At 57.2% G+C, this 19538-nt stretch carries 17 protein-coding genes; 4 read left to right on the top strand and 13 right to left on the bottom strand.

What is annotated here, in order from left to right; genetic code table 11:
• Positions 1 to 19: 19 nt before the first annotated feature.
• The 12 genes from uxuR to ACR6JA_RS08360 all read right to left on the bottom strand — a co-directional run bounded on the left by uxuR (position 20) and on the right by ACR6JA_RS08360 (position 11409).
• On the bottom strand, positions 20 to 802 hold the full coding sequence (gene uxuR, locus ACR6JA_RS08415; protein WP_213714621.1) for a Uxu operon transcriptional regulator: 783 nt from the start codon (positions 800 to 802) through the stop codon (positions 20 to 22).
• A gap of 74 nt (positions 803 to 876) precedes the next feature.
• Positions 877 to 2061: a mannonate dehydratase gene (gene uxuA / locus ACR6JA_RS08410; protein WP_494493879.1), complete on the bottom strand. Its 1185-nt coding sequence runs from the start codon at positions 2059 to 2061 to the stop codon at positions 877 to 879.
• A 256-nt stretch (positions 2062 to 2317) separates the two neighbouring features.
• Entirely contained in the window at positions 2318 to 2530 is a 213-nt protein-coding gene (cspE, locus tag ACR6JA_RS08405; RefSeq protein WP_008459989.1) for a transcription antiterminator/RNA stability regulator CspE, read from the bottom strand.
• Positions 2531 to 2893: 363 nt separating this feature from the next.
• Positions 2894 to 3925: an NADPH-dependent curcumin/dihydrocurcumin reductase gene (gene curA, locus ACR6JA_RS08400; protein ID WP_494493878.1), complete on the bottom strand. Its 1032-nt coding sequence runs from the start codon at positions 3923 to 3925 to the stop codon at positions 2894 to 2896.
• Between the two features lie 86 nt (positions 3926 to 4011).
• Positions 4012 to 4857 (bottom strand): triphosphoribosyl-dephospho-CoA synthase CitG, encoded by an 846-nt coding sequence (gene citG, locus ACR6JA_RS08395; RefSeq protein WP_494493877.1) that lies wholly within the window; start codon positions 4855 to 4857, stop codon positions 4012 to 4014.
• Positions 4835 to 5374, bottom strand: a complete 540-nt coding sequence (gene citX / locus ACR6JA_RS08390; protein ID WP_213714630.1) for a citrate lyase holo-[acyl-carrier protein] synthase — start codon at positions 5372 to 5374, stop codon at positions 4835 to 4837. Before citX ends, citG begins: the two co-directional genes overlap by 23 nt.
• Positions 5371 to 6903 carry a citrate lyase subunit alpha gene (gene citF / locus ACR6JA_RS08385; protein WP_494493876.1) on the bottom strand — a complete coding sequence of 511 codons (1533 nt, stop codon included), beginning with the start codon at positions 6901 to 6903 and terminating at the stop codon, positions 5371 to 5373. Before citF ends, citX begins: the two co-directional genes overlap by 4 nt.
• Before the next feature lie 10 nt (positions 6904 to 6913).
• Positions 6914 to 7789 carry a citrate (pro-3S)-lyase subunit beta gene (gene citE / locus ACR6JA_RS08380; RefSeq protein WP_494493875.1) on the bottom strand — a complete coding sequence of 292 codons (876 nt, stop codon included), beginning with the start codon at positions 7787 to 7789 and terminating at the stop codon, positions 6914 to 6916.
• A complete protein-coding gene (gene citD / locus ACR6JA_RS08375) occupies positions 7786 to 8079 on the bottom strand; it encodes a citrate lyase acyl carrier protein (protein ID WP_312745611.1) in 294 nt (97 codons plus the stop codon). The genes citE and citD overlap by 4 nt, the downstream gene beginning before the upstream one ends.
• A 24-nt stretch (positions 8080 to 8103) precedes the next feature.
• On the bottom strand, positions 8104 to 9147 hold the full coding sequence (gene citC / locus ACR6JA_RS08370) for a [citrate (pro-3S)-lyase] ligase (protein ID WP_494493874.1): 1044 nt from the start codon (positions 9145 to 9147) through the stop codon (positions 8104 to 8106).
• Positions 9148 to 9151: 4 nt separating this feature from the next.
• On the bottom strand, positions 9152 to 10021 hold the full coding sequence (locus ACR6JA_RS08365) for a fumarylacetoacetate hydrolase family protein (RefSeq protein WP_008460517.1): 870 nt from the start codon (positions 10019 to 10021) through the stop codon (positions 9152 to 9154).
• Between the two features lie 23 nt (positions 10022 to 10044).
• Positions 10045 to 11409 carry a 2-hydroxycarboxylate transporter family protein gene (locus tag ACR6JA_RS08360; protein ID WP_008460515.1) on the bottom strand — a complete coding sequence of 455 codons (1365 nt, stop codon included), beginning with the start codon at positions 11407 to 11409 and terminating at the stop codon, positions 10045 to 10047.
• Between the two features lie 305 nt (positions 11410 to 11714).
• On the opposite strand from ACR6JA_RS08360, the gene ACR6JA_RS08355 reads away from it, so the two are divergent.
• Both ACR6JA_RS08355 and ACR6JA_RS08350 read left to right on the top strand, forming a co-directional pair.
• Positions 11715 to 13331 carry an ATP-binding protein gene (locus ACR6JA_RS08355; protein ID WP_494493873.1) on the top strand — a complete coding sequence of 539 codons (1617 nt, stop codon included), beginning with the start codon at positions 11715 to 11717 and terminating at the stop codon, positions 13329 to 13331.
• Positions 13332 to 13342: 11 nt separating this feature from the next.
• Positions 13343 to 14050, top strand: coding sequence for a response regulator (locus ACR6JA_RS08350; RefSeq protein WP_008460511.1), 708 nt, complete (start codon positions 13343 to 13345; stop codon positions 14048 to 14050).
• A gap of 14 nt (positions 14051 to 14064) precedes the next feature.
• Here ACR6JA_RS08350 and ACR6JA_RS08345 read toward each other — a convergent pair whose 3' ends face one another.
• Positions 14065 to 15585, bottom strand: a complete 1521-nt coding sequence (locus tag ACR6JA_RS08345) for a methyl-accepting chemotaxis protein (protein WP_494493872.1) — start codon at positions 15583 to 15585, stop codon at positions 14065 to 14067.
• A 304-nt stretch (positions 15586 to 15889) separates the two neighbouring features.
• On the opposite strand from ACR6JA_RS08345, the gene proP reads away from it, so the two are divergent.
• Both proP and ACR6JA_RS08335 read left to right on the top strand, forming a co-directional pair.
• On the top strand, positions 15890 to 17395 hold the full coding sequence (gene proP / locus ACR6JA_RS08340) for a glycine betaine/L-proline transporter ProP (RefSeq protein ID WP_008460508.1): 1506 nt from the start codon (positions 15890 to 15892) through the stop codon (positions 17393 to 17395).
• Between the two features lie 490 nt (positions 17396 to 17885).
• Positions 17886 to 19454 carry an ABC transporter substrate-binding protein gene (locus ACR6JA_RS08335; RefSeq protein WP_008460507.1) on the top strand — a complete coding sequence of 523 codons (1569 nt, stop codon included), beginning with the start codon at positions 17886 to 17888 and terminating at the stop codon, positions 19452 to 19454.
• Positions 19455 to 19538 lie beyond the last annotated feature (84 nt).

Genomic DNA, 19538 nt, shown 5'->3' with positions numbered 1-19538 from the left:
TAGCTGGCCTTATTGAGAATTAACGCCCGGGCTCGTTCAGCGGCCAGGACTCGAACAAATAACCGTCGAAGTTAATATCATCGACGTCAGACAGCTCCAGCAGCCGGTTTTTGACGTTTTCCAGATGCTGCCACATCGCATGTTTGGCCGCTTTGGCGTCTTTTTTGATCAGCGCCGCAAGGATTTGCTTATGGTCGGCGAGCCACTCTTGCCGATAGTGATTATTCTCCAGATGGCTGTGCAGCTGGATCCACATCGGGTTGTTTTCACGCCACTGCCAGGATTGTTTAAACAACTCCACCAGCATGCTGTTGTGGGTGGCCTCGGCCACGGCAAGATGGAACTGCCTGTCGCCGCTTTCGTTATCCCCGGCAGCCAGTTCCTGTTCTTCTATCTGCAAGGCCTGGCGCATTTTCAGAATATCTTCCCGTGTGGCCTGCTGGGCGGCAAACTCCGCGATATTGCTTTCCAGCAGCTGGCGCGCCTGCAATAGCTCAAACGGCCCGGCATCGTTGCACTGGCTTGTACTAACTGGAGGGTTAGCGAGTTTATCCGGCATGGCAACCACAAAAATACCCGCCCCACGGCGGACTTCCACCAGCCCTTCAATCTCCAGCATGATCAGCGCTTCGCGCACCACGGTCCGGCTCACCGACAGCAGCGCCGCGATTTCACGCTCGGGCGGAAGACGATCCCCCAGGGCATATTGCTGCCGCGCAATCATGTCGCGCAGCATCACGCCAACTTCCTGATAAGGCCGCTGCGGCTGCGCGGCAGGTTTGTCCTGAATTTGCGGTTTCATCTTTACTCACGGCAGGTAGGGAATGAGCCGGACTATAGCATAACTGGTTGACCCATTCCCTGACCCGACGAGGGCTATTTACCAAAGAACGCGCGCTGGATGGCCATCTCAACGCCACGCACTTCTGCCAGCCCTTTCAGACGGCCAATCGCCGAATAGCCTGGATTCACCTTTTTATTCAGGTCATCCAGCATTTGATGGCCGTGATCCGGGCGCATCGGAATCAGTTCACTTTGCCCTGCTTCTTTCCGGCGCTGCTCCTCTTCCACAATGGCTTTCACCACTTCATACATGTCCACGTCACCATAAAGGTGTGCGGCCTCGTGGAAGGTTTTAGGGTTTTCTTCCCGCAGCGTTGAGCGCAGGTGCGTGAAGTAGATACGAGGCCCAAAGCGTTTAATCATGCCGACCAGGTCGTTATCGGCCCGCACGCCGTAAGAGCCGGTGCACATCGTAAAGCCATTCGCCGGACTGTTCACCGCATCCACCATCCACTGCATATCCTCCACAGTTGAAACAATGCGCGGCAGGCCAAGGATGGGACGCGGAGGATCGTCCGGGTGAACCGCCATTTTGATGCCAACCTGCTCCGCAACGGGAATAATGGCCTCAAGGAAGTAGGCAAAGTTTTCGCGCAGCTTCGCTTTGTCGATATCTTTGTAAGTGTCCAACTGGGCGCGGAACCGATCGAGCGTGTAGCCCTCTTCCGCGCCGGGCAGGCCAGCGATGATGTTGCGGGTCAGCCGCGCCTTTTCATCCTCTCGCATTTCCGCGAAGCGTCGATTTGCCTGTTCGATTTCTTCCGCGCTGTAGTCAGCTTCAGCCCCTTTGCGCTTCAGAATATGCAGCTCAAACGCGGCGAATTCGATTTGATCAAAGCGCAGCGCTTTGGAGCCGTCCGGCAGTGGGTATTCGAGATCGGTGCGCGTCCAGTCCAGCACCGGCATAAAGTTATAGCACACGGTGTAGATGCCGCATTCCGCCAGGTTACGCAGACTTTGGCAGTAATTGTCGATCCACAAATCGTACTGCCCGCGATGGGTTTTGATCTCTTCGTGGATAGGCACGCTTTCCACTACCGACCAGACCAGCCCGGCGGCCTCCACCATAGCTTTGCGTTTCAGTATTTCTTCGACCGGCCAGACTTCACCGTTCGGAATATGGTGCAGCGCGGTGACGATCCCTGTCGCCCCCGCCTGCCGGGCGTCGGCCAGACTAACCGGATCGTTTGGACCATACCAGCGCCAGGTTTGCTTCATAATATCCCCTCACAACTCAAATTGGTTGACCAGTAAACACCAATGATTAAGCACCTCTTTAGGTGCATGATATAGCGTCTAAGTTCAGCCAATTCGGCAAGCATGTCAATCAGGAAGGGATAATTGGTTAACCAAAATCACAATTTAACACACAACATTGGGCAGGAGAGGGCAAAAGATATTGGACATCTACAAACTGCGGGCACAAAAAAACCCGCCGTAGCGGGTTTCTTCACTTCTGAAACGTCAGGCTGGATTACAGCGCAACAACGTTAGCAGCAGCTGGGCCTTTAGCGCCGTTCTCGATAGAGAACTCAACTTTCTGACCTTCGTCGAGGGTTTTGAAGCTGTCGCTCTGGATTGCAGAGAAGTGTACGAATACATCTTTGCTGCCATCGGTAGGAGAGATGAAGCCGAAACCTTTCTCAGCGTTGAACCATTTTACTAAACCAGTCATTTTGTTAGACATAGATATTACCTTTTCAGTTTCTTGAGCCACTAAACGCGGCGAACATGGTCTGTTCAGCAGAGTTGGACTTATTCGGGCACTTAGGAGGAGACTCGAGAAGAAGGGATATCTAAGATAGCGCTTGAACTGAGGACTGCTTTACTAAAACTGCTTTCATAAGGTCTGTGTTCCAAACCGGGTGCTAATCTCTCACGTCCGCCGTCATTTAGCAAGTACAGCAGGGAAATAAAAAAAATTCTCATTTAAGGGAGCGTGGCTTCCCCTCACCCTAACCCTCTCCCCACGGGGGAGAGGGAATTCATACAAAGAACGCTTGATTCCCCCCTCTCCCATCCAGGGAGAGGCCCGGGGTGAGGGTCAATCTTATTCCGCCACCTTCACAATCAGCTTGCCGAAGTTCTTCCCGGCCAGCAGCCCCTGGAACGCCTCCACGGTGTTTTCCAGTCCGTCCACGATATCCTCGCGGAACGCAATCTCTCCGGCGGCGATCCACTCGCTCATCTGCTTGTAGAATTCCGGGTAACGATGCCCGTAATCCTGGCTGATGATAAATCCTTCCACGCGCATACGTTTTTTCAGGATAGTCGCCATTAGCTCCGGCAGACGATCGTGCTCAAAGGCGCTGTTGTTGCCATTATATTGGCTGATCACGCCACAAACAGGGATACGCGCTTTGGTATTCAGCAGCGGGAAGACGGCGTCAAACACCGCCCCGCCTACGTTTTCAAAGTAGACGTCGATGCTGTTCGGGCAGGCTTTGGCGAGCTGTTCAGCGAAATCACTGGCACGGTGATCGAGGCACTCATCAAACTTCAGCGTGTCATTCACATAGCGGCACTTATCTTCCCCGCCGGCAATACCGATAACTCTCGCCCCGCGCAGGCGAGCCGTTTGCCCCACAACCGAACCCACCGCGCCGCTGGCTGCCGCAACCACCACGGTTTCACCCGGCTGCGGGTTACCGATGTCTGTCAGACCCATATAGCCGGTAAAGCCCGGCATCCCAAGCAGCCCCAGCGCCCAGGAAGGGTGAGACATGTTTTTCTCCAGCTTCTGCAGGCCTTCCCCGTTGGAAAGTGAATAATCCTGCCAGCCAGAGTCGGCCAGTACCAGGTCGCCCGGCTGGTAATCAGGATGCTGAGAGCTTTCCACGCGGCTGACGGTTCCCCCCACGATAACTTCACCGATGGCAATCGGCGCCGAGTAGGATTTGGCGTCGCTCATGCGCCCGCGCATATACGGGTCGAGGGAGAGGAAAAGCGTGCGTAGCAGCACTTCACCTTTCCCCGGCGTCGGAACAGCCACTTCTTCCAGATGGATATCTTCGCGGGTCGGCATTCCCTGCGGGCGCTTCGCCAGCACAAAGCGACGGTTTTTCTCTGCGGTCTGAGCCATGAGGTACTCCTTTTATTATCAAGAGTGAAAACCTCAGACTAGACAAAAACGGGCCTAATTAGCATGAAATTCGTGCTGCATTGCCTTCACGCCGCAATTTCCGCTAAAACAGCGCTGACGGCCAGCAGATCCGCGCTCCCGCCGGGACTGAGGTTGCGGGCAATAAGATCGGCATCCATTTGCCGAAGATCGTCCTCGTGCCAGCCTTGCTGAATCAGGCGCGCAGCGTAACGCTGCACATAGCGCAGTCCGTTTAGCCCGCCGCGCGACACAAGATTGGTGTCTGGGTTAGCAGCCATCAGGCGCAACATCGCCGAAAGCAGGCGGCGCTTCGGGCAGCTTTCCGTCTGCCAGTAAGGCAGCACATGCTGGCGCACAGTAAGGAATCCGCTTTCCGCCTCGCCGCGTGCGCCGGTCAGGCCAAACTGCTGATAAAGCCTTTCGCCAACGGAAGAAGCCTTCCGGGCCGCGACCAGTTCTCTTTCCACAATCCCGCTGCAGATCTCGCTCACGGTGGAACACACCGACGATGCAGTTAGCGCTTTGCCCTGCCCCTGCAGACGGCCAGCGGCGGTAGAAAGCAGCCCCAGCGAAAACACGCCACCTTTGTGCGTATTCACGCCCTGAGTGGCCTGATACATCGCCTGTTCGCAGGCGATGCCCGCCGGACGGATGAGCCGCAGCATCTCACTGGCACCTCGCCCGGCATGTTCACGCCCTAAAGCGTGGAACGTGCTGAACCAGGGGCCAATGGCCGCAATGCTGCCGAGAAACATCGGCAGATCCATGTCCCGGTGCGAGCCGTTGTTGGCGGCATCCACCAGCCCCGGCTTTGGCGTTAGCCACACCTCGTCCAGCAGCGCCTGCCGCGCCAGGGCTGGCACATCCGGGGCGGCGGCAGTCCTGGATTTAATCCCTGGCAAACCAGCCATCTATCAGCCTCTCGACGCGCGCGGTCACTTCATCCATGGGGTGGCGGCGGGAGCGTGCACAGGCATGCGCGGGCTCGTTGCACACCAGGCAGCGCCGGCCCGCCAAATCCAGCGAAGTCCGCCCGACCGGGCCATTGTCGGGGCAAATCACATCCGCATCCCACAGCCTGCCGAGCGGATGGGTTTGCTCCAGCTCGACAGTTGCCGCCTTAAGTTCGCTGGCCGAATGCGCCACGCTCCACATCGCTTCGGCCCCGGTCGGCAGCCACAGTACCTGCCGCTCGAGCACCGGCCAGCGGTTGCCCCACAGCAGCTGGTCGCAGGCCTGCAGCGCTACCGCCATGCAGTTGCGGTAGCGAATGCTGTCCTTTACCGGGCCGGGCGTCACCAGCGTCAGGGAAAGCACCGGCTGCCGATGCTTAACCAGCCACTCTTGCTGTCGGTGCGCCCGCCGCTCTTTCGCCTCAAGCAGGGCTGCAAGGATAATGCCCTCCGCTTCCACAAGCGTTTCACTCATTGGGCTGACTCCTCTTTGACCTGGCGCACCACGTCGATCACGCTGCCGTCGCGGTAGCGGATTACGCCGACGATACGCGACGTAAATTCGATCGGCTTCGGCTCGCCGGTCAGGGAAATAGCGCGCTGGTAAAGATCTTCTATGCTCACGATCTTCATCCCCGCGCCCTCAAGCCGTTCACGGATCTCCGGCCGGGCCGGATTAACCGCCACGCCGTGATCCGTCACCAGCACATCAATGCTTTCACCTGGCGTAACGCGCGTGGTCACCCGTTTAACAACGGTAGGAATGCGCGTGCGCAGCAGCGGAGCAACCACGATAGTCAGGTTTGCCGCGCTCGCCACGTCGCAGTGCCCCCCGGATGCGCCGCGCATAACACCGTCAGATCCGGTGATCACATTGACGTTAAAGTCGATATCGATCTCCAACGCGCTGAGGATCACCACATCAAGCCGATCACAGCTCGTGGCCTTCGCTCCGGGGTTGGCATAAACGTTGGTGGAGATCTCAACGTGGTTCGGGTTACGCGCCAGAGAGGCGGCGGCCTGGCCGTCAAAGCACTGGGTATCGAGCAGTTTTTCGATCAATCCTTTCTCATGGAGATCCACCAGGCTGCCGGTGATCCCCCCGAGGGCAAAGCGAGCGACGACGCCATTACGCTCCATTTTTTCTTCCATAAAGCGCGTGCAGGCTGTAGCCGCCGCGCCGGAGCCGGTCTGCATGGAGAAGCCGGAGCGGAAGTAGCCCGAATGTTCAATCACTTCCGCTGCGGTGCGGGCAATCATCAGCTCGCGGGGATTGCTGGTGACACGTGCTGCCCCGACGCTGATTTTGGCCGGATCGCCCACGGTGTCGACCTGAACGATGTAGTCCACCTCATCCTGCATCAGGCTCGCGGGCATATTGGGGAACGGCACCAGCTCTTCGGTTAACAGCACGACTTTGCGGGCAAAATGGGCGTCTACTTTGGCGTAGCCCAGCGAGCCGCAGCAGGATTTCCCGTGGGTGCCGTTGGCATTGCCGTATTCGTCGCTGCACGGCACGCCGAGAAATGCCACGTCGATTTTTAGCTCGCCGTCCTGCAGCAGCTTCACGCGCCCGCCGTGGGAGTGGATTTGTACCGGCTCGGCCATCAGGCCATGAGAGATCGCTTCCGCCAGCTTGCCGCGCATCCCGGAGGTGTAAATGCGGGTGATCACGCCGTTACGAATGGGCTCAATCAGCGCTTCGTTGCAGGTCATCAGCGAACTAGAGGCCAGCGTCAGATCTTTAAATCCAAGGCGAGCCAGCGTGGCAACCACGTGATTAATCACCCGATCGCCTTCCCGGAAAGCATGGTGGAAGGAGATGGTCATGCCGTCCTTCAGCCCGCTTTGGGCAATCGCCTGCTCCACCGTGTCGCAAAGCTTACGGGCTTTCTTCGCTTCGGCATCCGCCAGCCACGGCGTGGTTTGATGCGCCCCGTCGAAGCTTCGCAGATGGGCCAGATGCGGATACTCAAGGTGTAAAAGTTCGGTCATATTGCTCATTGTTTTGTCCTTAACGGCGCACGCCGGAAGCCGCGGCGCGCTCAAGCACCACCTGCGCATGGTTAATGATTGGCGCGTCGATCATCTTGCCGTTGAGCGACACTACGCCCAGGCCGTTGCGCTCCCCTTCGTCGGCGGCGGCAATCACCCGGCGGGCATAATCGACTTCGTCCTGAGTTGGCGCGTAGGCGTTATGCAGCAGCTCAATCTGCCGGGGGTTGATCAGCGATTTACCGTTGAAGCCCATTTTGCGGATTAGCTCGACTTCTCGCAGGAACCCGGCCTCGTTATTCACGTCAGACCAAACCACGTCGAACGCGTCAATCCCGGCGGCGCGCGCGGCATGCAGCACCGCGCAGCGGGCATAGAACAGCTCCGTGCCGTCGCCACGCTCGGTTTGCATATCCATCACGTAATCAAACGCCGCCAGCGCAATACCAATCAGACGCGGGGAAGAACGTGCGATGGCGACGGCGTTGATCACGCCGACGGCGGATTCAATCGCTGCCATCAGTTTGGTGGAGCCCGGCTCTCGGCCACACTCACGCTCAATGCGCTCGAGGTGAGATTCCAGCAGGAAGATATCTTCCGGCGTGTCGGTTTTTGGCAGGCGCACCACGTCCACTCCGGCGCGCACGACGGCCTCGAGATCGGCCAGGCCAAACGGGGTGTTAAGCGGGTTAATACGAACCACGGTTTCGATGTAGCGGTACATCGGGTGCTGCAGAGCGTGAAACACCAGCACGCGGGCGGTGTCTTTCTCACGCAGCGCCACGGCGTCTTCCAGGTCGAACATGATCGAATCCGGGCGGTAAATAAAAGCGGTGGAGAGCATGGCGGCGTTAGCGCCGGGGAGGAACAACATGCTGCGACGGAGTTTTTTCATTGTAGTTTTCCCCAGTCAATCTGTTCGGCATCGGCGGCACGGAGCACCGCGCTTTGCAAACGGGCGCGGATCACGCAGTCCAGTGCCCCCTTGTCTTCCAGAATAAAAATCCCCTCTTTCACGCCGAGCTGAGCGAGCGTCTGCTCCGCCATACGACGAATTTGCTCCCCGAACTGCTTTTGTACTTCGCTGTGTATCATCAGGCTGAACTCACCTTCGGCGGGGGCGACTCTCACCAGTAGATCGCTGGACTCCAGCGTCCCGGCTAAGGCTTGCTTTACGATTCTCATAAGGCTTTGTCCTGGTTAAAAAATTCAGGCCACATCCCGCGCGTAGTGCCGCTGGAGATGGCTAAAGGTACTGTCCGGGACAATGTCCCGGATGCGGGCCATTTGCTGGCTCTTGAGTAAGGCTCGCACTTCAGAGGCGGAAATCTCTCGTCCGGCGGCATGGCATTTTCGCGGCAGCTCGATCACCTGAATCGACGCCGCGCTGTGGTGGCGGTGCACTTCCAGCCAGTAGCGCATGGCCTGGTTGTATTCCCGGGTCACCGCGCAGAACGGCTCGTTGCCGACAAAGCGGTGCGTCACGCCCAGCGCCGGGGCAACGTAGTAACGGAAAATCATCAGGTCCATTGCGCTCCAGGTTTTGTCGATAAGCCCGCTCTCTTTCAGGAAATAGCCCGGAAAGGTGGCGCGGGAGATCAGGTAGTCGGACCCCGGATGCACAATCACGTTAGGCAAGTGGTCCACTCCCTGGCGAACCATCTCCCACCGCTCCTCGAACGGAAAAAATGAAGCGTCCTCGCGCACCACAAACAGATGCAGCCAGTCGCAGCGCTGCGCCGCCTGCTCGGCCAGATAGCGGTGGCCGAGAGTGAACGGGTTAGCGTTCATCACAATGGCGCCGATCCGGTTGCCCGGTTGCCGCAGTTTCTCCAACCCGGCGCAGTAGCGGCTGATGCCGACGGGCGTGTTTTCCATCAACACCGCAGCCTCATCCACCTGCACTAGCGGCCAAAAGCCGCTCTGGCGAAACCGGTCGAGGTTGTAGGGGCGGGTGAACAGGAACAAATGCGCCTGCCCGTGCTCCATCGCGATATGCTGGATTTCCCCCAGCAAACGCACGCTAAGGTTATCCCCACGCCAGGCTTCATCCACCGCCACACATTTGATGGTGCGCCACGCCAGCCCGGCACAGCCGACAATTTTTGCCCCTGAAAGGGCGACGACGAACAGCTGAATGTCGCCGTCCAGCCCGAGCTGGTTCCGCCCCAGCAGATCCCGGATGGCGGCCAGCGCCTGCGGCTGCCGCAGCGGATCGACGGTACTGAACTCGATGGGGTTGGGCTGGAACATAGCGTTAGTGCGCCACCGCCCCGGAAGCCAGAGGCTCGCGGGCCGCAACGATCACGTTGCTGAGATGGCCAATGCGCTCAATTTCAACTTCAATGCGGTCGCCCGGCTGCATAAACAGCGGCGGCGTGCGCTTTTTGCCGACGCCACCGGGAGAACCGGTGATGATCACGTCCCCCGCGCTGAGCGAGGTAAAAGTCGAGATGTATTCGATAAGCTCGGCAACCTTGTGGATCATGCTGCTGGTGTTGTCTTCCTGTACCATGCGCCCATTCAGCCAGGTGCGGATCGCCAGATCGTGCGGATCGCGAATTTCATCCGACGTGGTCATCCACGGGCCAAAAGCCCCGGTCTGCGGCCAGTTTTTCCCGGCGGTAAACCAGGTGTGCTGCCAGTCGCGCGCCGACCCGTCCATATAGCAGCTGTAGCCCGCGACGTGGTTCAGGGCATCCGCCGCAGAAATGTTCACTCCGCCTTTGCCGATGATCACCGCCAACTCGCCTTCATAGTCGAACTCGCTGGAGTGATGCGGTTTCACCACCGGGGAGTCATGCCCGGTCTGGGAGTCGGCAAAGCGCACAAACAGGGTTGGAGCCGGGTTGTGCTGGTCGAACTCTTTGCGCTTGTCAGCGTAGTTCATGCCGACGCACAGAATTTTCTCCGGGCGTTCGATGACCGGCAGCCAGCGAACGTCTGACGCCGCCACATCGGCCTTCAGCCCGGCAAACGCCAGCGCTTCATGCACCGCGTCTGCCGCCAGCAAAGCCTTTAAATCCGCAAAACGCGAGCCTAAACGGCGGCCCAGGTCAACGATGCCTTCCGGCGTTACCACGCCGTAGCTCCGCTGGCCCTGAAGTACATAACTTGCGAGTTTCATAACAGTTCCTGGTTAATCAAAAGTCAGACAAGAAAGTTGCCAAGCACCAGCAGCGCCACCGAGACGTTGATCGCCCCGCCAATGCGGGTTGCAATCTGGGCGAACGGCATCAGCGACATGCGGTTACCGGCGGTCAGAATGGCGACGTCGCCGGTCCCGCCCTGCCCGCTCTGGCAACAGGACACAATGGCCACGTCGATAGGATGCATACCGATTTTTTTACCGACGAAGAAACCGGTCGCCACCAGCGCGCTGACGGTACTGACGATGACCAGCAGGTTGGTAATAGTGAAAGCGTCAACCAGCTCATTCCAAGGCGTAATGGCGACGCCCACGGCAAACAGAATTGGATAGGTCACGGCAGTCTGGAAGAATTTATAAACCACCTGCGAGCCCGCCAGCATGCGTGGGGAAACGCCGTGGCAAAGCTTGATCAGCACCGCGACAAACAGCATCCCGACCGGAGCCGGCAGGCCAATCAGTTTGTGCAGCAGCATACCCACCATGTAGAGCAGCACCGCCAGCAGCGCGCCGGAAGCGATAGTGGTCACGTCTGCTTTGCCGTTGAACAGGGCGGCGGTTTGCTCTTTTTCACCGCCGTTGGTTTTACCCGGCATCAGTTCACCTTCGCCGGTCAGGTGCGGGAAGCGTTTTCCCAGCTGATTCAGGCAGCCGGAGATAACGATCGCCGTCAGGCTGCCCAGCATCACGATAGGCAGAATGCGGCCCAGCGCCACGCCCTGATCCATATGCAGCAGCGTGGCGTAGCCGATGGAAAGCGGGATCGCCCCTTCCCCAACGCCCCCGGCCATGATCGGCAGGATCAGGAAGAAGAAGATCTGGAACGGCTCAAGGCCCAGCGCCAGGCCAACGCCCATGCCAACAATCATGCCCACGACTTCGCCACACAGCATCGGGAAGAAAATACGCAGGAAGCCCTGAATCAACGTGGTGCGGTTCATGCTCATGATGCTGCCGACGATGATGCAGCAGATGTAGAGGTAAAGGATGTTGGTGGATTTATAGAATTTGGTGGTGGACTCCACCACCACGTCCGGCAGCAGGCCATAGTACACCAGCGCGGAAGGGATGAAGGTGGCGCAGATGGCGGCGGCACCCATTTTGCCGATCACCGGCAGGCGTTTACCAAATTCGCCGCAGGCAAAGCCGAAGAAGGCCAGCGTCGCCACCATCACCACGATATCGCTCGGCAGTTTACCGCCGAGGCAGTCGATGGCGATCAGCGCCCCTGCCAGCACAAACAGCGGCAGCGGGATAATCCCCACTTTCCAGCTGTCGAGAATATGCCACCAGCGCTCTTTAAGCGTCGGCTTATTAATATCAATGGATTCAGGAATGATGTTGTAGGAATCATCGGTCGTGCTCATATCAAGCCCCTTTTTTTAATTTGTCGGGGCAGACTAAAAGATTAAATACCCCTGTAATGTGAGGGGTAGCAGATTAAAACCGTTAATTTAAAGGCATCTATGGCGTTAATGGTTTTTATTTCTTCGTGGTTTTTATGGTTTTTATTCCCGGCTTAGACAAACCTTAAGAGAGTGCAAAAAAATTGGCTGAAATTAACGAAAAGTGCCGTTGCGTGAGGTCGTTCAAACTTTCGTTCAAAGCCGCGCAGCCAGCGGGGCATCGGTGTTAAGCTGCCGTTTTGCCTCACTGAATACACGCCTGGCCTATGAAAGTTTCCTTTCAGATACGCTTGTTTATCTACCTGGTTGCCTTTTTTTCCGTGCTCTTTGCCATGCTCGGAACCTATTACTATTTCGACGTTGGCCGCCAGCTTTATCAGGAAATGAGCACCCGGGCGAGAATTCAGGCGGAAGAGATTGCCTTAATTCCTACCCTGCAGGAGTCGGTGGAAAAAAAAGATATTCCGGCAATACACAACTTTATGCAAAAGCTGGTCGTGCATAGCGATGCCAGCTTTATCGTCATCGGCGACGAGCACGGCATTCATCTCTATCATTCCGTGCATGCCGACCGCGTGGGCAAAACGCTGGTCGGCGGCGATAACGAGGAAGTGCTGCAGGGCAAAAGCATCACCACGCTGCGCAAAGGCGGCCTCGGCCTGTCGCTGCGCAGCAAAGCCCCAATCTTCGACCAGCACGGCAAGGTGATTGGCATTGTGTCGGTGGGCTACCTGAAGAGCTACCTCGATGACGTCACGTCCGGCAAGGTGATCAACATCCTGCTGGCGGCGATCATTTTGCTGCTGGCGCTGTTTATCTTTTCCTGGTACTTCACCCGCAGTATCAAAAGGCAGATGTTCTCGCTGGAGCCGCGGCAGATCAGCCTGCTGGTGCGCCAGCAAAAAGCGATGATGGAGTCGATCTACGAAGGCGTGATCGCCATCGACAGCCGCTCGCAGATCGAGGTGATCAACAAGGCGGCGAAGAAACTGCTGGGCCTGGAACAGCCTTCACGCGAGATCCGCGGCAAGCAGATTGCCGAGGTGATCCTGCCGGTGACGTTCTTCGATCCCGAAGTCATGCTGGCGCGAGATACCCACGATGAAATCTGCGCCTTTAACGATCTCAGCGTGCTTGCCAGCCGGGTTCGTATCGAGCTTGAGGGCGTGCTGCAGGGCTGGGTGATCACCTTCCGGGACCGCAAAGATATTGATAGCCTGAGCTTCCAGCTCAGCCAGGTGAAACGCTACGTGGACAACCTACGCATCATGCGGCACGAGCAGCTTAATCGCATGGCAACGCTCGCCGGGCTGTTGCATATGGCCCGCTACGATGACGCCAAACGCTATATTAAAGCGCAGTCCGAGCACGCACAGGAAGTGCTGGATTTTGTCTCCGCGCGCTTCTGTTCCGCCACGCTGTGCGGTCTGCTATTGGGCAAATACGCCAGAGCGCGTGAGAAAGGCGTGTCGCTGGCGTTCGATCCGGCCTGCAGCATGACGAGAATGCCGAGCAACGTGCCGGAATCCGAGCTGATTTCGATTATTGGTAACCTGCTGGATAACGCCATCGAGGCCACCCAGCGCGCCGAAGGCGAGCACCAGCCGGTGGAAGTCTATATCGTGATAAACGACCGGGAGCTGGTCATCGAGGTGGCCGACCACGGCGTCGGCATTGCGCCTGAACTGCGTGACCATATTTTCACGCCGGGCGTCACCACCAAAACCCACGGCGACCACGGGCTCGGCCTGCATCTTATCGCCAGCTACGTCGCGCTGGCGAAGGGCACGGTGGAGGTTTCCGATAACCTGCCGAGCGGCACCGTGTTCTCAGTATTTATTCCAGATGTTGTCGTTCCGGGGAGCGACCTCAGCCCAACGTAAGGCTTTTGAGTATGCAAAATGAAATGATTAACGTGCTTATCGTGGAGGATGAGAGCGAACTGGCCGAGCTTCACGCGGAGCTGATTGATAAGCACCCCCACCTGCACCTGGTGGGGATAGCCAACAGCCTGGCAGCCGCCCAGCGCCTGATGCTGGAAAAGCAGCCGCAGCTTATCCTGCTGGATAACTATCTGCCGGACGGGAAAGGCATCACGCTGTTTGGCAGCGACCTTTTAAAACAGCACGCCTGCTCGGTGATCTTCATCACCGCCGCCAGCGATATGGACACCTGCAGCCAGGCGATTCGCAGCGGCGCGTTTGACTACATCCTCAAGCCGGTCTCGTGGAAGCGCCTGAGCCACTCACTGGAACGCTTCGTGCAGTTCAGCCAGCAGCAGCGCGAATGGAAAGTGGTGGATCAGCAGAACGTCGATAAGCTTTATGAGCTGCAGGCGCGCAACGCCCCGCTGGATGCGGGCAGCAAAGGTATCGAGGAGAATACGCTGGAGCTGGTCCAGCGCCTGTTTCGCGAAGCCGAAGCTCAGCGCTGTTTCTCGGTAGACGACGTGGTCAGCGAAACCAAACTCAGCAAAACCACCGCCCGCCGCTACCTGGAACACTGCGTGGAAAAAGGCTTTCTCAGCGTCGAAATGCTGTACGGCAAGATTGGTCACCCTCGCCGCCTGTATAAGCGGAGCCAGCCGGATAGCGCTGGCTAACCGCCGGAAACACCTTAACCCAGAACCGTGACCGCATCCTGCAGGCGAGTAGCGCGGTGCTTCACCATCGCCGAGACCTGCGCGCTCTCTTCCACCAGCGCAGCGTTTTTCTGCGTTATCGCGTTCAGCTCTGCCACCGCGCGGGTAATGTCCGCCAGGCCATCCGCCTGCTCTGACGTGGCGTGGCTTATCTGCCCGAGAAGCTGAGTGACGTTCTGCACCTGAGCGACAATATCCTGCATGGTGCGCCCCGCCTCATGCACTTGCACCGTGCCGGACTGCACCTTGCTGGCGCTGGCGTCAATCAGCTTGCGGATATCGTTGGCCGCACTGGCGCTACGCTGCGCCAGGTTACGCACTTCCCCGGCCACCACGGCAAACCCTTTGCCCTGCTCACCGGCTCGAGCCGCCTCTACCGCCGCGTTAAGCGCCAGGATATTGGTCTGGAAGGCGATGTCGTTAATCAGGCTGGTGATGGAGCCGATGCGCTGGGTGCTGTCGGCAATGTCGTCCATGGTGGTGACCACGGTTTCCATCGCCTGCCCGCCCTGCGCCGCCGCGTCGCTGGCGGAGCTGGAAAGTTTGTCTGCCGCCGAAGCGGTTTCCGAGTTGGTCTGGACCGATGCCGCCATCTGGTTCATGGTCGCCACCGTTTGCTGCACGTTAACCACCGTTTGGCGGGTACGTTCATTCAGATCGTCATTCCCTTTCGCCATCGCCTCGCTGCCGCTGCGCACGTTCGCCACCTGGCTGCTGACGTCGTTGATAAGCCAGCGGCACATCAGCCCAAGCTGGCCAATGGAACGCAAAATCACCCCGATTTCATCGCTGCGCTGAAGATGCTTCACGCGATGGCTGTTACCAGTGGCCACTTCCAGCGCCTGGCGAGCCACGTTTTCCAGCGGGCGAGCAATTTGCCACTCCAGTAATACACAAGCTAAGGCGGTAAATGCCGCAATAGCTAACATCTGGAGCGGGCTTTGCCCGAGGGCAAACGCCGAGGCCAGCAGCAGAACGAACAAACCGCTCATTAGCCCACGAATACGCCAGCGCAGTGACAGGGTCGGCAGCTTGCCGAACAAGCCTTTACGCAGTACCAGGCCTTTATAAACGGTCTTGTTGCTGCGGCCTTCGTTCAGCGCCTTGTAGAGCGGCTCCGCAGCTGCAATCTCTTCCGGCGAGGCTTTGGTGCGAATAGACATATAGCCTGTGGTTTTGCCGTGACGCACCACCGGCACCGCATTGGCACGTACCCAATAATGGTCACCGTTTTTACGGCGGTTTTTCACGATGCCCGTCCACGGCTCGCCCTGCTGCAGGGTGAACCACATATCGGCAAAGGCCGCTTTGGGCATATCGGGATGTCGCACGAGGTTGTGCGCGGCGCCGCTTAGCTCATGTAGCGAGTAGCCACTGACCTGCACGAAGGTATCGTTCGCGTGCGTAATGTAACTTTTCAGATCGGTGGTGGACATCAGGGTCGTATCGTCATCAAGCGTGTATTCACGCTGGGTGACCGGCACATGGGCGGACATAGCAACTCCCTTTGAGAGGTTATCCAGATGTTAATTCTTTGGTGGTATGCATGTTATTTCGGCGTAGCGAAATTTTACTTTAGTTAAAAAATTTGATATTGATCACAGTTCTAAGTATTAGCCACATAATTTATGAGACTAGTTTAAGCGTTGCATTTCACATAGTTTCAATAGGTTATTACTTTTCACTTCGCTTTATTGCCGCCTCATCTGAGTGCTGCAGTTTTCGCCAGCGCTTATTGCGCGGCGCACTACACTTACAGAGGGAATTTTTACCCCCGCAAGGAAAACACGAGGATAAAGAATGTTAAAAAGGAAAAAGAAAGTCAGACCGATCAAGGTCAGTGACGTCACTATCATTGACGATGCGCGTCTGAAAAAAGCCATCACTGCCGCTTCACTGGGCAACGCGATGGAATGGTTTGATTTCGGTGTTTACGGTTTTGTTGCTTACGCGCTGGGTAAAGTCTTCTTCCCGGATGCCAGCCCAAGCGTGCAGATGATTGCCGCGCTGGGGACCTTCTCTGTTCCTTTCCTGATTCGCCCGCTAGGTGGACTGTTCTTCGGGATGTTAGGGGATAAATACGGTCGTCAGAAAATCCTGGCTATCACCATTGTCATCATGTCACTCAGTACATTTGCCATCGGGCTTATCCCGTCCTACGCCACTATCGGCATCTGGGCGCCTATCCTGCTGCTGCTGGCAAAAATGGCCCAGGGCTTCTCGGTCGGCGGGGAATATACCGGGGCGTCTATTTTCGTGGCCGAATACTCTCCCGACCGTAAACGCGGCTTTATGGGCAGCTGGCTGGACTTCGGTTCGATTGCAGGGTTCGTCTGCGGCGCGGGCGTGGTTGTGCTGATTACCGCTATCGTTGGCGAAGAAAACTTCCTCGACTGGGGCTGGCGTATTCCGTTCTTCCTCGCGTTGCCGTTAGGTATCATCGGGCTTTATCTGCGCCATGCGCTGGAAGAGACCCCGGCATTCCAGCAGCACGTTGAGAAAATGGAGCAAGGCGACCGCGAAGGCCTGGCCGAAGGGCCAAAAGTCTCGTTCAAAGAGATTGCCACTAAGCACTGGCGCAGTCTGCTGGTCTGTATTGGTCTGGTGATTTCAACCAACGTGACCTATTACATGCTGCTGACCTACATGCCGAGCTACCTGTCCCACAACCTGCATTACTCGGAAGAGCACGGGGTGCTGATCATCATCGCCATTATGGTGGGGATGCTGTTCGTGCAGCCAATGATCGGCCTGCTGAGCGACCGTTTTGGTCGTCGCCCGTTTGTCTTCCTCGGCAGTATTGGCCTGTTCGCGTTCGCTATCCCGGCCTTTATGCTGATTAACAGCGGCGCCATTGGGCTGATTTTTGCCGGATTGCTGGTGCTGGCGGTGGTGCTGAACTTCTTTATTGGGGTGATGGCCTCGACCTTACCGGCGATGTTCCCGACCCACATCCGCTATAGCGCCCTGGCGAGCGCCTTTAACATTTCGGTGCTGATTGCCGGCCTGACACCAACGCTTGCCGCATGGCTGGTCGAAAGTACGCAAAATCTGATGATGCCGGCTTACTACCTGATGGTGGTGGCGATTATCGGCTTGATTACCGCGATCACCATGAAAGAGACCGCCAATAAGCCGCTGAAAGGCGCGACGCCTGCGGCGTCTGATATTGCCGAAGCGCGTGAAATCGTGCAGGAGCATCACGACAATATCGAGCAGAAAATTGAGGACCTGGATAAGGAAATCGAAACTCTGCAGGCAAAGCGTGCTCTGCTGGTGGATCAGCATCCGAGGATTAACGAGTAGTTTTTCCCCTCACCCTGACCCTCTCCCCATGCGGGAGAGGGGATGAATAGAGAAGCCCTCACCAGCGCGTGGGGGCTTTTTTTTGGCCTTTTTTCTGTTTCGCCTCTTCGTCACAAACACAAACACAAACACAAACACAAACACAAGCGATTGTGCTGGGGCGGATCGGGGTCCGTTCAGTTTTATCTTCCGCTACCGGACATGTGAATGTCTCAGGTGGCATTACGCCACGCCCCTCACTCCGGCCCTCTCCCCAAAGGGGCGAGGGAGAAAACAGGTACGGTGAACGGAAGCTTAACCGAACCTTCATCATCGTCGATATTGACGCTCCCATACAGCAAGTGGCCGTCAGGTTCTCAGCACTTTATCGCATTGGATATATCGTATATTTATATGCAAAGCGCAATTTTGACTTTGTGAATTGAGATAACTCACCTAACGTAAATACACAGAGAAAAGTCGATAAAAAACACAATTACAGGGTACACACATGCAAAAAAAAGTTCTGCCATTACTGCTGCTGGCGGCGCTGTCTGCCGCTTCCCACGCTGCCACGCCGCCGGATACCCTGGTGGTAGCTCAGGGGCTGGATGACATCGTCAGCCTTGACCCGGCTGAAGCCAACGAACTCTCAAGTATTCAGACCGTGCCGAGCCTTTATCAGCGCCTGGTGCAGGCAGACCGCACGGACCCGGCCAAAGTCGTGCCGATTCTGGCAGCCAGCTGGCAAGGCGATGCGGCCAATAAGAAACTGACCATCAAGCTGCGCCCGGACGCTAAATTTGCCTCCGGCAACCCGCTGCGCCCGGAAGACGTGATCTTCTCCTACACCCGCGCGGTCACGCTGAACAAATCCCCGGCCTTTATCCTGAACGTACTGGGCTGGCAGCCGGACAACATCTCCAGCCAGTTGAAGAAAGTGGATGACCACACGCTGGAAGTGCACTGGACCGCGGACGTCAGTCCGGCGGTTGCGCTGAATATTCTTTCCACGCCTATCGCATCTATCGTGGATGAAAAAGCGGTTGAGCCAAACGTGAAAGCAGGTGACTTCGGCAACGAATGGCTGAAAATGCACTCTGCCGGTAGCGGCCCGTTCAAAATGCGCGTTTATCAGCCACATCAGGCTATCGTGCTGGATGCCAACCCGACTTCTCCGGGCGATGCGCCTAAAGTGAAGAACATTATTATTAAAAATGTGCCCGATCCGGCCGCTCGCCGCCTGCTGATTCAGCAGGGTGACGCCGATATCGCCCGTGATTTAGGGTCTGACCAGACCAGCGCGCTGGAAGGCAAGCCGGGCGTGAAGGTGCTGAGCATTCCTTCAGCCGAGCAGAACTATTTAGTGTTTAACGTCGGCAACAACGCCAACCCGCTGCTGAAAAACCCGGCGCTGTGGGAAGCGGCTCGCTACCTTGTGGATTACCAGGGCATTACTAAAGATCTGCTGAAAGGCCAGTACTTCGTTCACCAAAGCTTCCTGCCGGTCGGCTTCGCGGGCGCGCTGGAAAATACCCCGTTCAAATTTGACCCGGCGAAAGCGAAAGAAATTCTGGCGAAAGCGGGCATCAAAGACGCGCATTTCTCGCTGGATGTGGAAAACAAACCGCCGTTTATCACCATCGCTCAGTCGATGCAGGCAAGCTTTGCCCAGGGCGGCGTGAAGGTTGATCTGCTGCCAGCCGCCGGTAGCCAGGTGTATGCCCGTGTGCGCGCGAAACAGCACCAGGCCGCCATTCGCCTGTGGATCCCGGATTACTTCGACGCCCACTCCAACGCCAGCGCCTTCGCCTATAACGACGGCAAAGCCAGCACCGTGGCCGGGCTGAACGGTTGGCAGATCCCGGAGCTGAATAAACAAACGCTGGCTGCCGTAGCAGAGGCCGATCCGGCCAAGCGCAAAGATCTCTATACCAAACTGCAGGAAGAGCTGCAGCGTAGCTCCCCGTACGTGTTTATTGACCAGGGTAAAACTCAGGTTGTGGTCCGAGATAACATCAAAGGCTACCAGCAGGGCCTGAATGCGGATATGGTGTATTACGATAACGTCACGAAATAACTGAACGGCCCCTCGCCCCGCCCTTTCCATCGTGAAAGAGGCCGGTCGGGGGGTTAATCACCATTAGCGCATAAAAGAGTTACC

This window comes from Cedecea sp. B1(4), from assembly GCF_059414925.1.
This window is presented reverse-complemented; position numbering and strand designations above follow the sequence as displayed.

What these genes read in the sequence shown, in the direction of transcription:
- citF (WP_494493876.1), bottom strand. Translation starts at nt 6,903, where the DNA reads ATGAGCAATATGACCGAACTTTTACACCTTGAGTATCCGCATCTGGCC.
- proP (WP_008460508.1), top strand. Translation starts at nt 15,890, where the DNA reads ATGTTAAAAAGGAAAAAGAAAGTCAGACCGATCAAGGTCAGTGACGTC.
- citE (WP_494493875.1), bottom strand. Translation starts at nt 7,789, where the DNA reads ATGAAAAAACTCCGTCGCAGCATGTTGTTCCTCCCCGGCGCTAACGCC.
- curA (WP_494493878.1), bottom strand. Translation starts at nt 3,925, where the DNA reads ATGGCTCAGACCGCAGAGAAAAACCGTCGCTTTGTGCTGGCGAAGCGC.
- uxuR (WP_213714621.1), bottom strand. Translation starts at nt 802, where the DNA reads ATGAAACCGCAAATTCAGGACAAACCTGCCGCGCAGCCGCAGCGGCCT.
- citD (WP_312745611.1), bottom strand. Translation starts at nt 8,079, where the DNA reads ATGAGAATCGTAAAGCAAGCCTTAGCCGGGACGCTGGAGTCCAGCGAT.
- citC (WP_494493874.1), bottom strand. Translation starts at nt 9,147, where the DNA reads ATGTTCCAGCCCAACCCCATCGAGTTCAGTACCGTCGATCCGCTGCGG.
- ACR6JA_RS08335 (WP_008460507.1), top strand. Translation starts at nt 17,886, where the DNA reads ATGCAAAAAAAAGTTCTGCCATTACTGCTGCTGGCGGCGCTGTCTGCC.
- citX (WP_213714630.1), bottom strand. Translation starts at nt 5,374, where the DNA reads ATGAGTGAAACGCTTGTGGAAGCGGAGGGCATTATCCTTGCAGCCCTG.
- ACR6JA_RS08355 (WP_494493873.1), top strand. Translation starts at nt 11,715, where the DNA reads ATGAAAGTTTCCTTTCAGATACGCTTGTTTATCTACCTGGTTGCCTTT.
- cspE (WP_008459989.1), bottom strand. Translation starts at nt 2,530, where the DNA reads ATGTCTAACAAAATGACTGGTTTAGTAAAATGGTTCAACGCTGAGAAA.
- citG (WP_494493877.1), bottom strand. Translation starts at nt 4,857, where the DNA reads ATGGCTGGTTTGCCAGGGATTAAATCCAGGACTGCCGCCGCCCCGGAT.
- ACR6JA_RS08360 (WP_008460515.1), bottom strand. Translation starts at nt 11,409, where the DNA reads ATGAGCACGACCGATGATTCCTACAACATCATTCCTGAATCCATTGAT.
- uxuA (WP_494493879.1), bottom strand. Translation starts at nt 2,061, where the DNA reads ATGAAGCAAACCTGGCGCTGGTATGGTCCAAACGATCCGGTTAGTCTG.
- ACR6JA_RS08365 (WP_008460517.1), bottom strand. Translation starts at nt 10,021, where the DNA reads ATGAAACTCGCAAGTTATGTACTTCAGGGCCAGCGGAGCTACGGCGTG.
- ACR6JA_RS08345 (WP_494493872.1), bottom strand. Translation starts at nt 15,585, where the DNA reads ATGTCCGCCCATGTGCCGGTCACCCAGCGTGAATACACGCTTGATGAC.
- ACR6JA_RS08350 (WP_008460511.1), top strand. Translation starts at nt 13,343, where the DNA reads ATGCAAAATGAAATGATTAACGTGCTTATCGTGGAGGATGAGAGCGAA.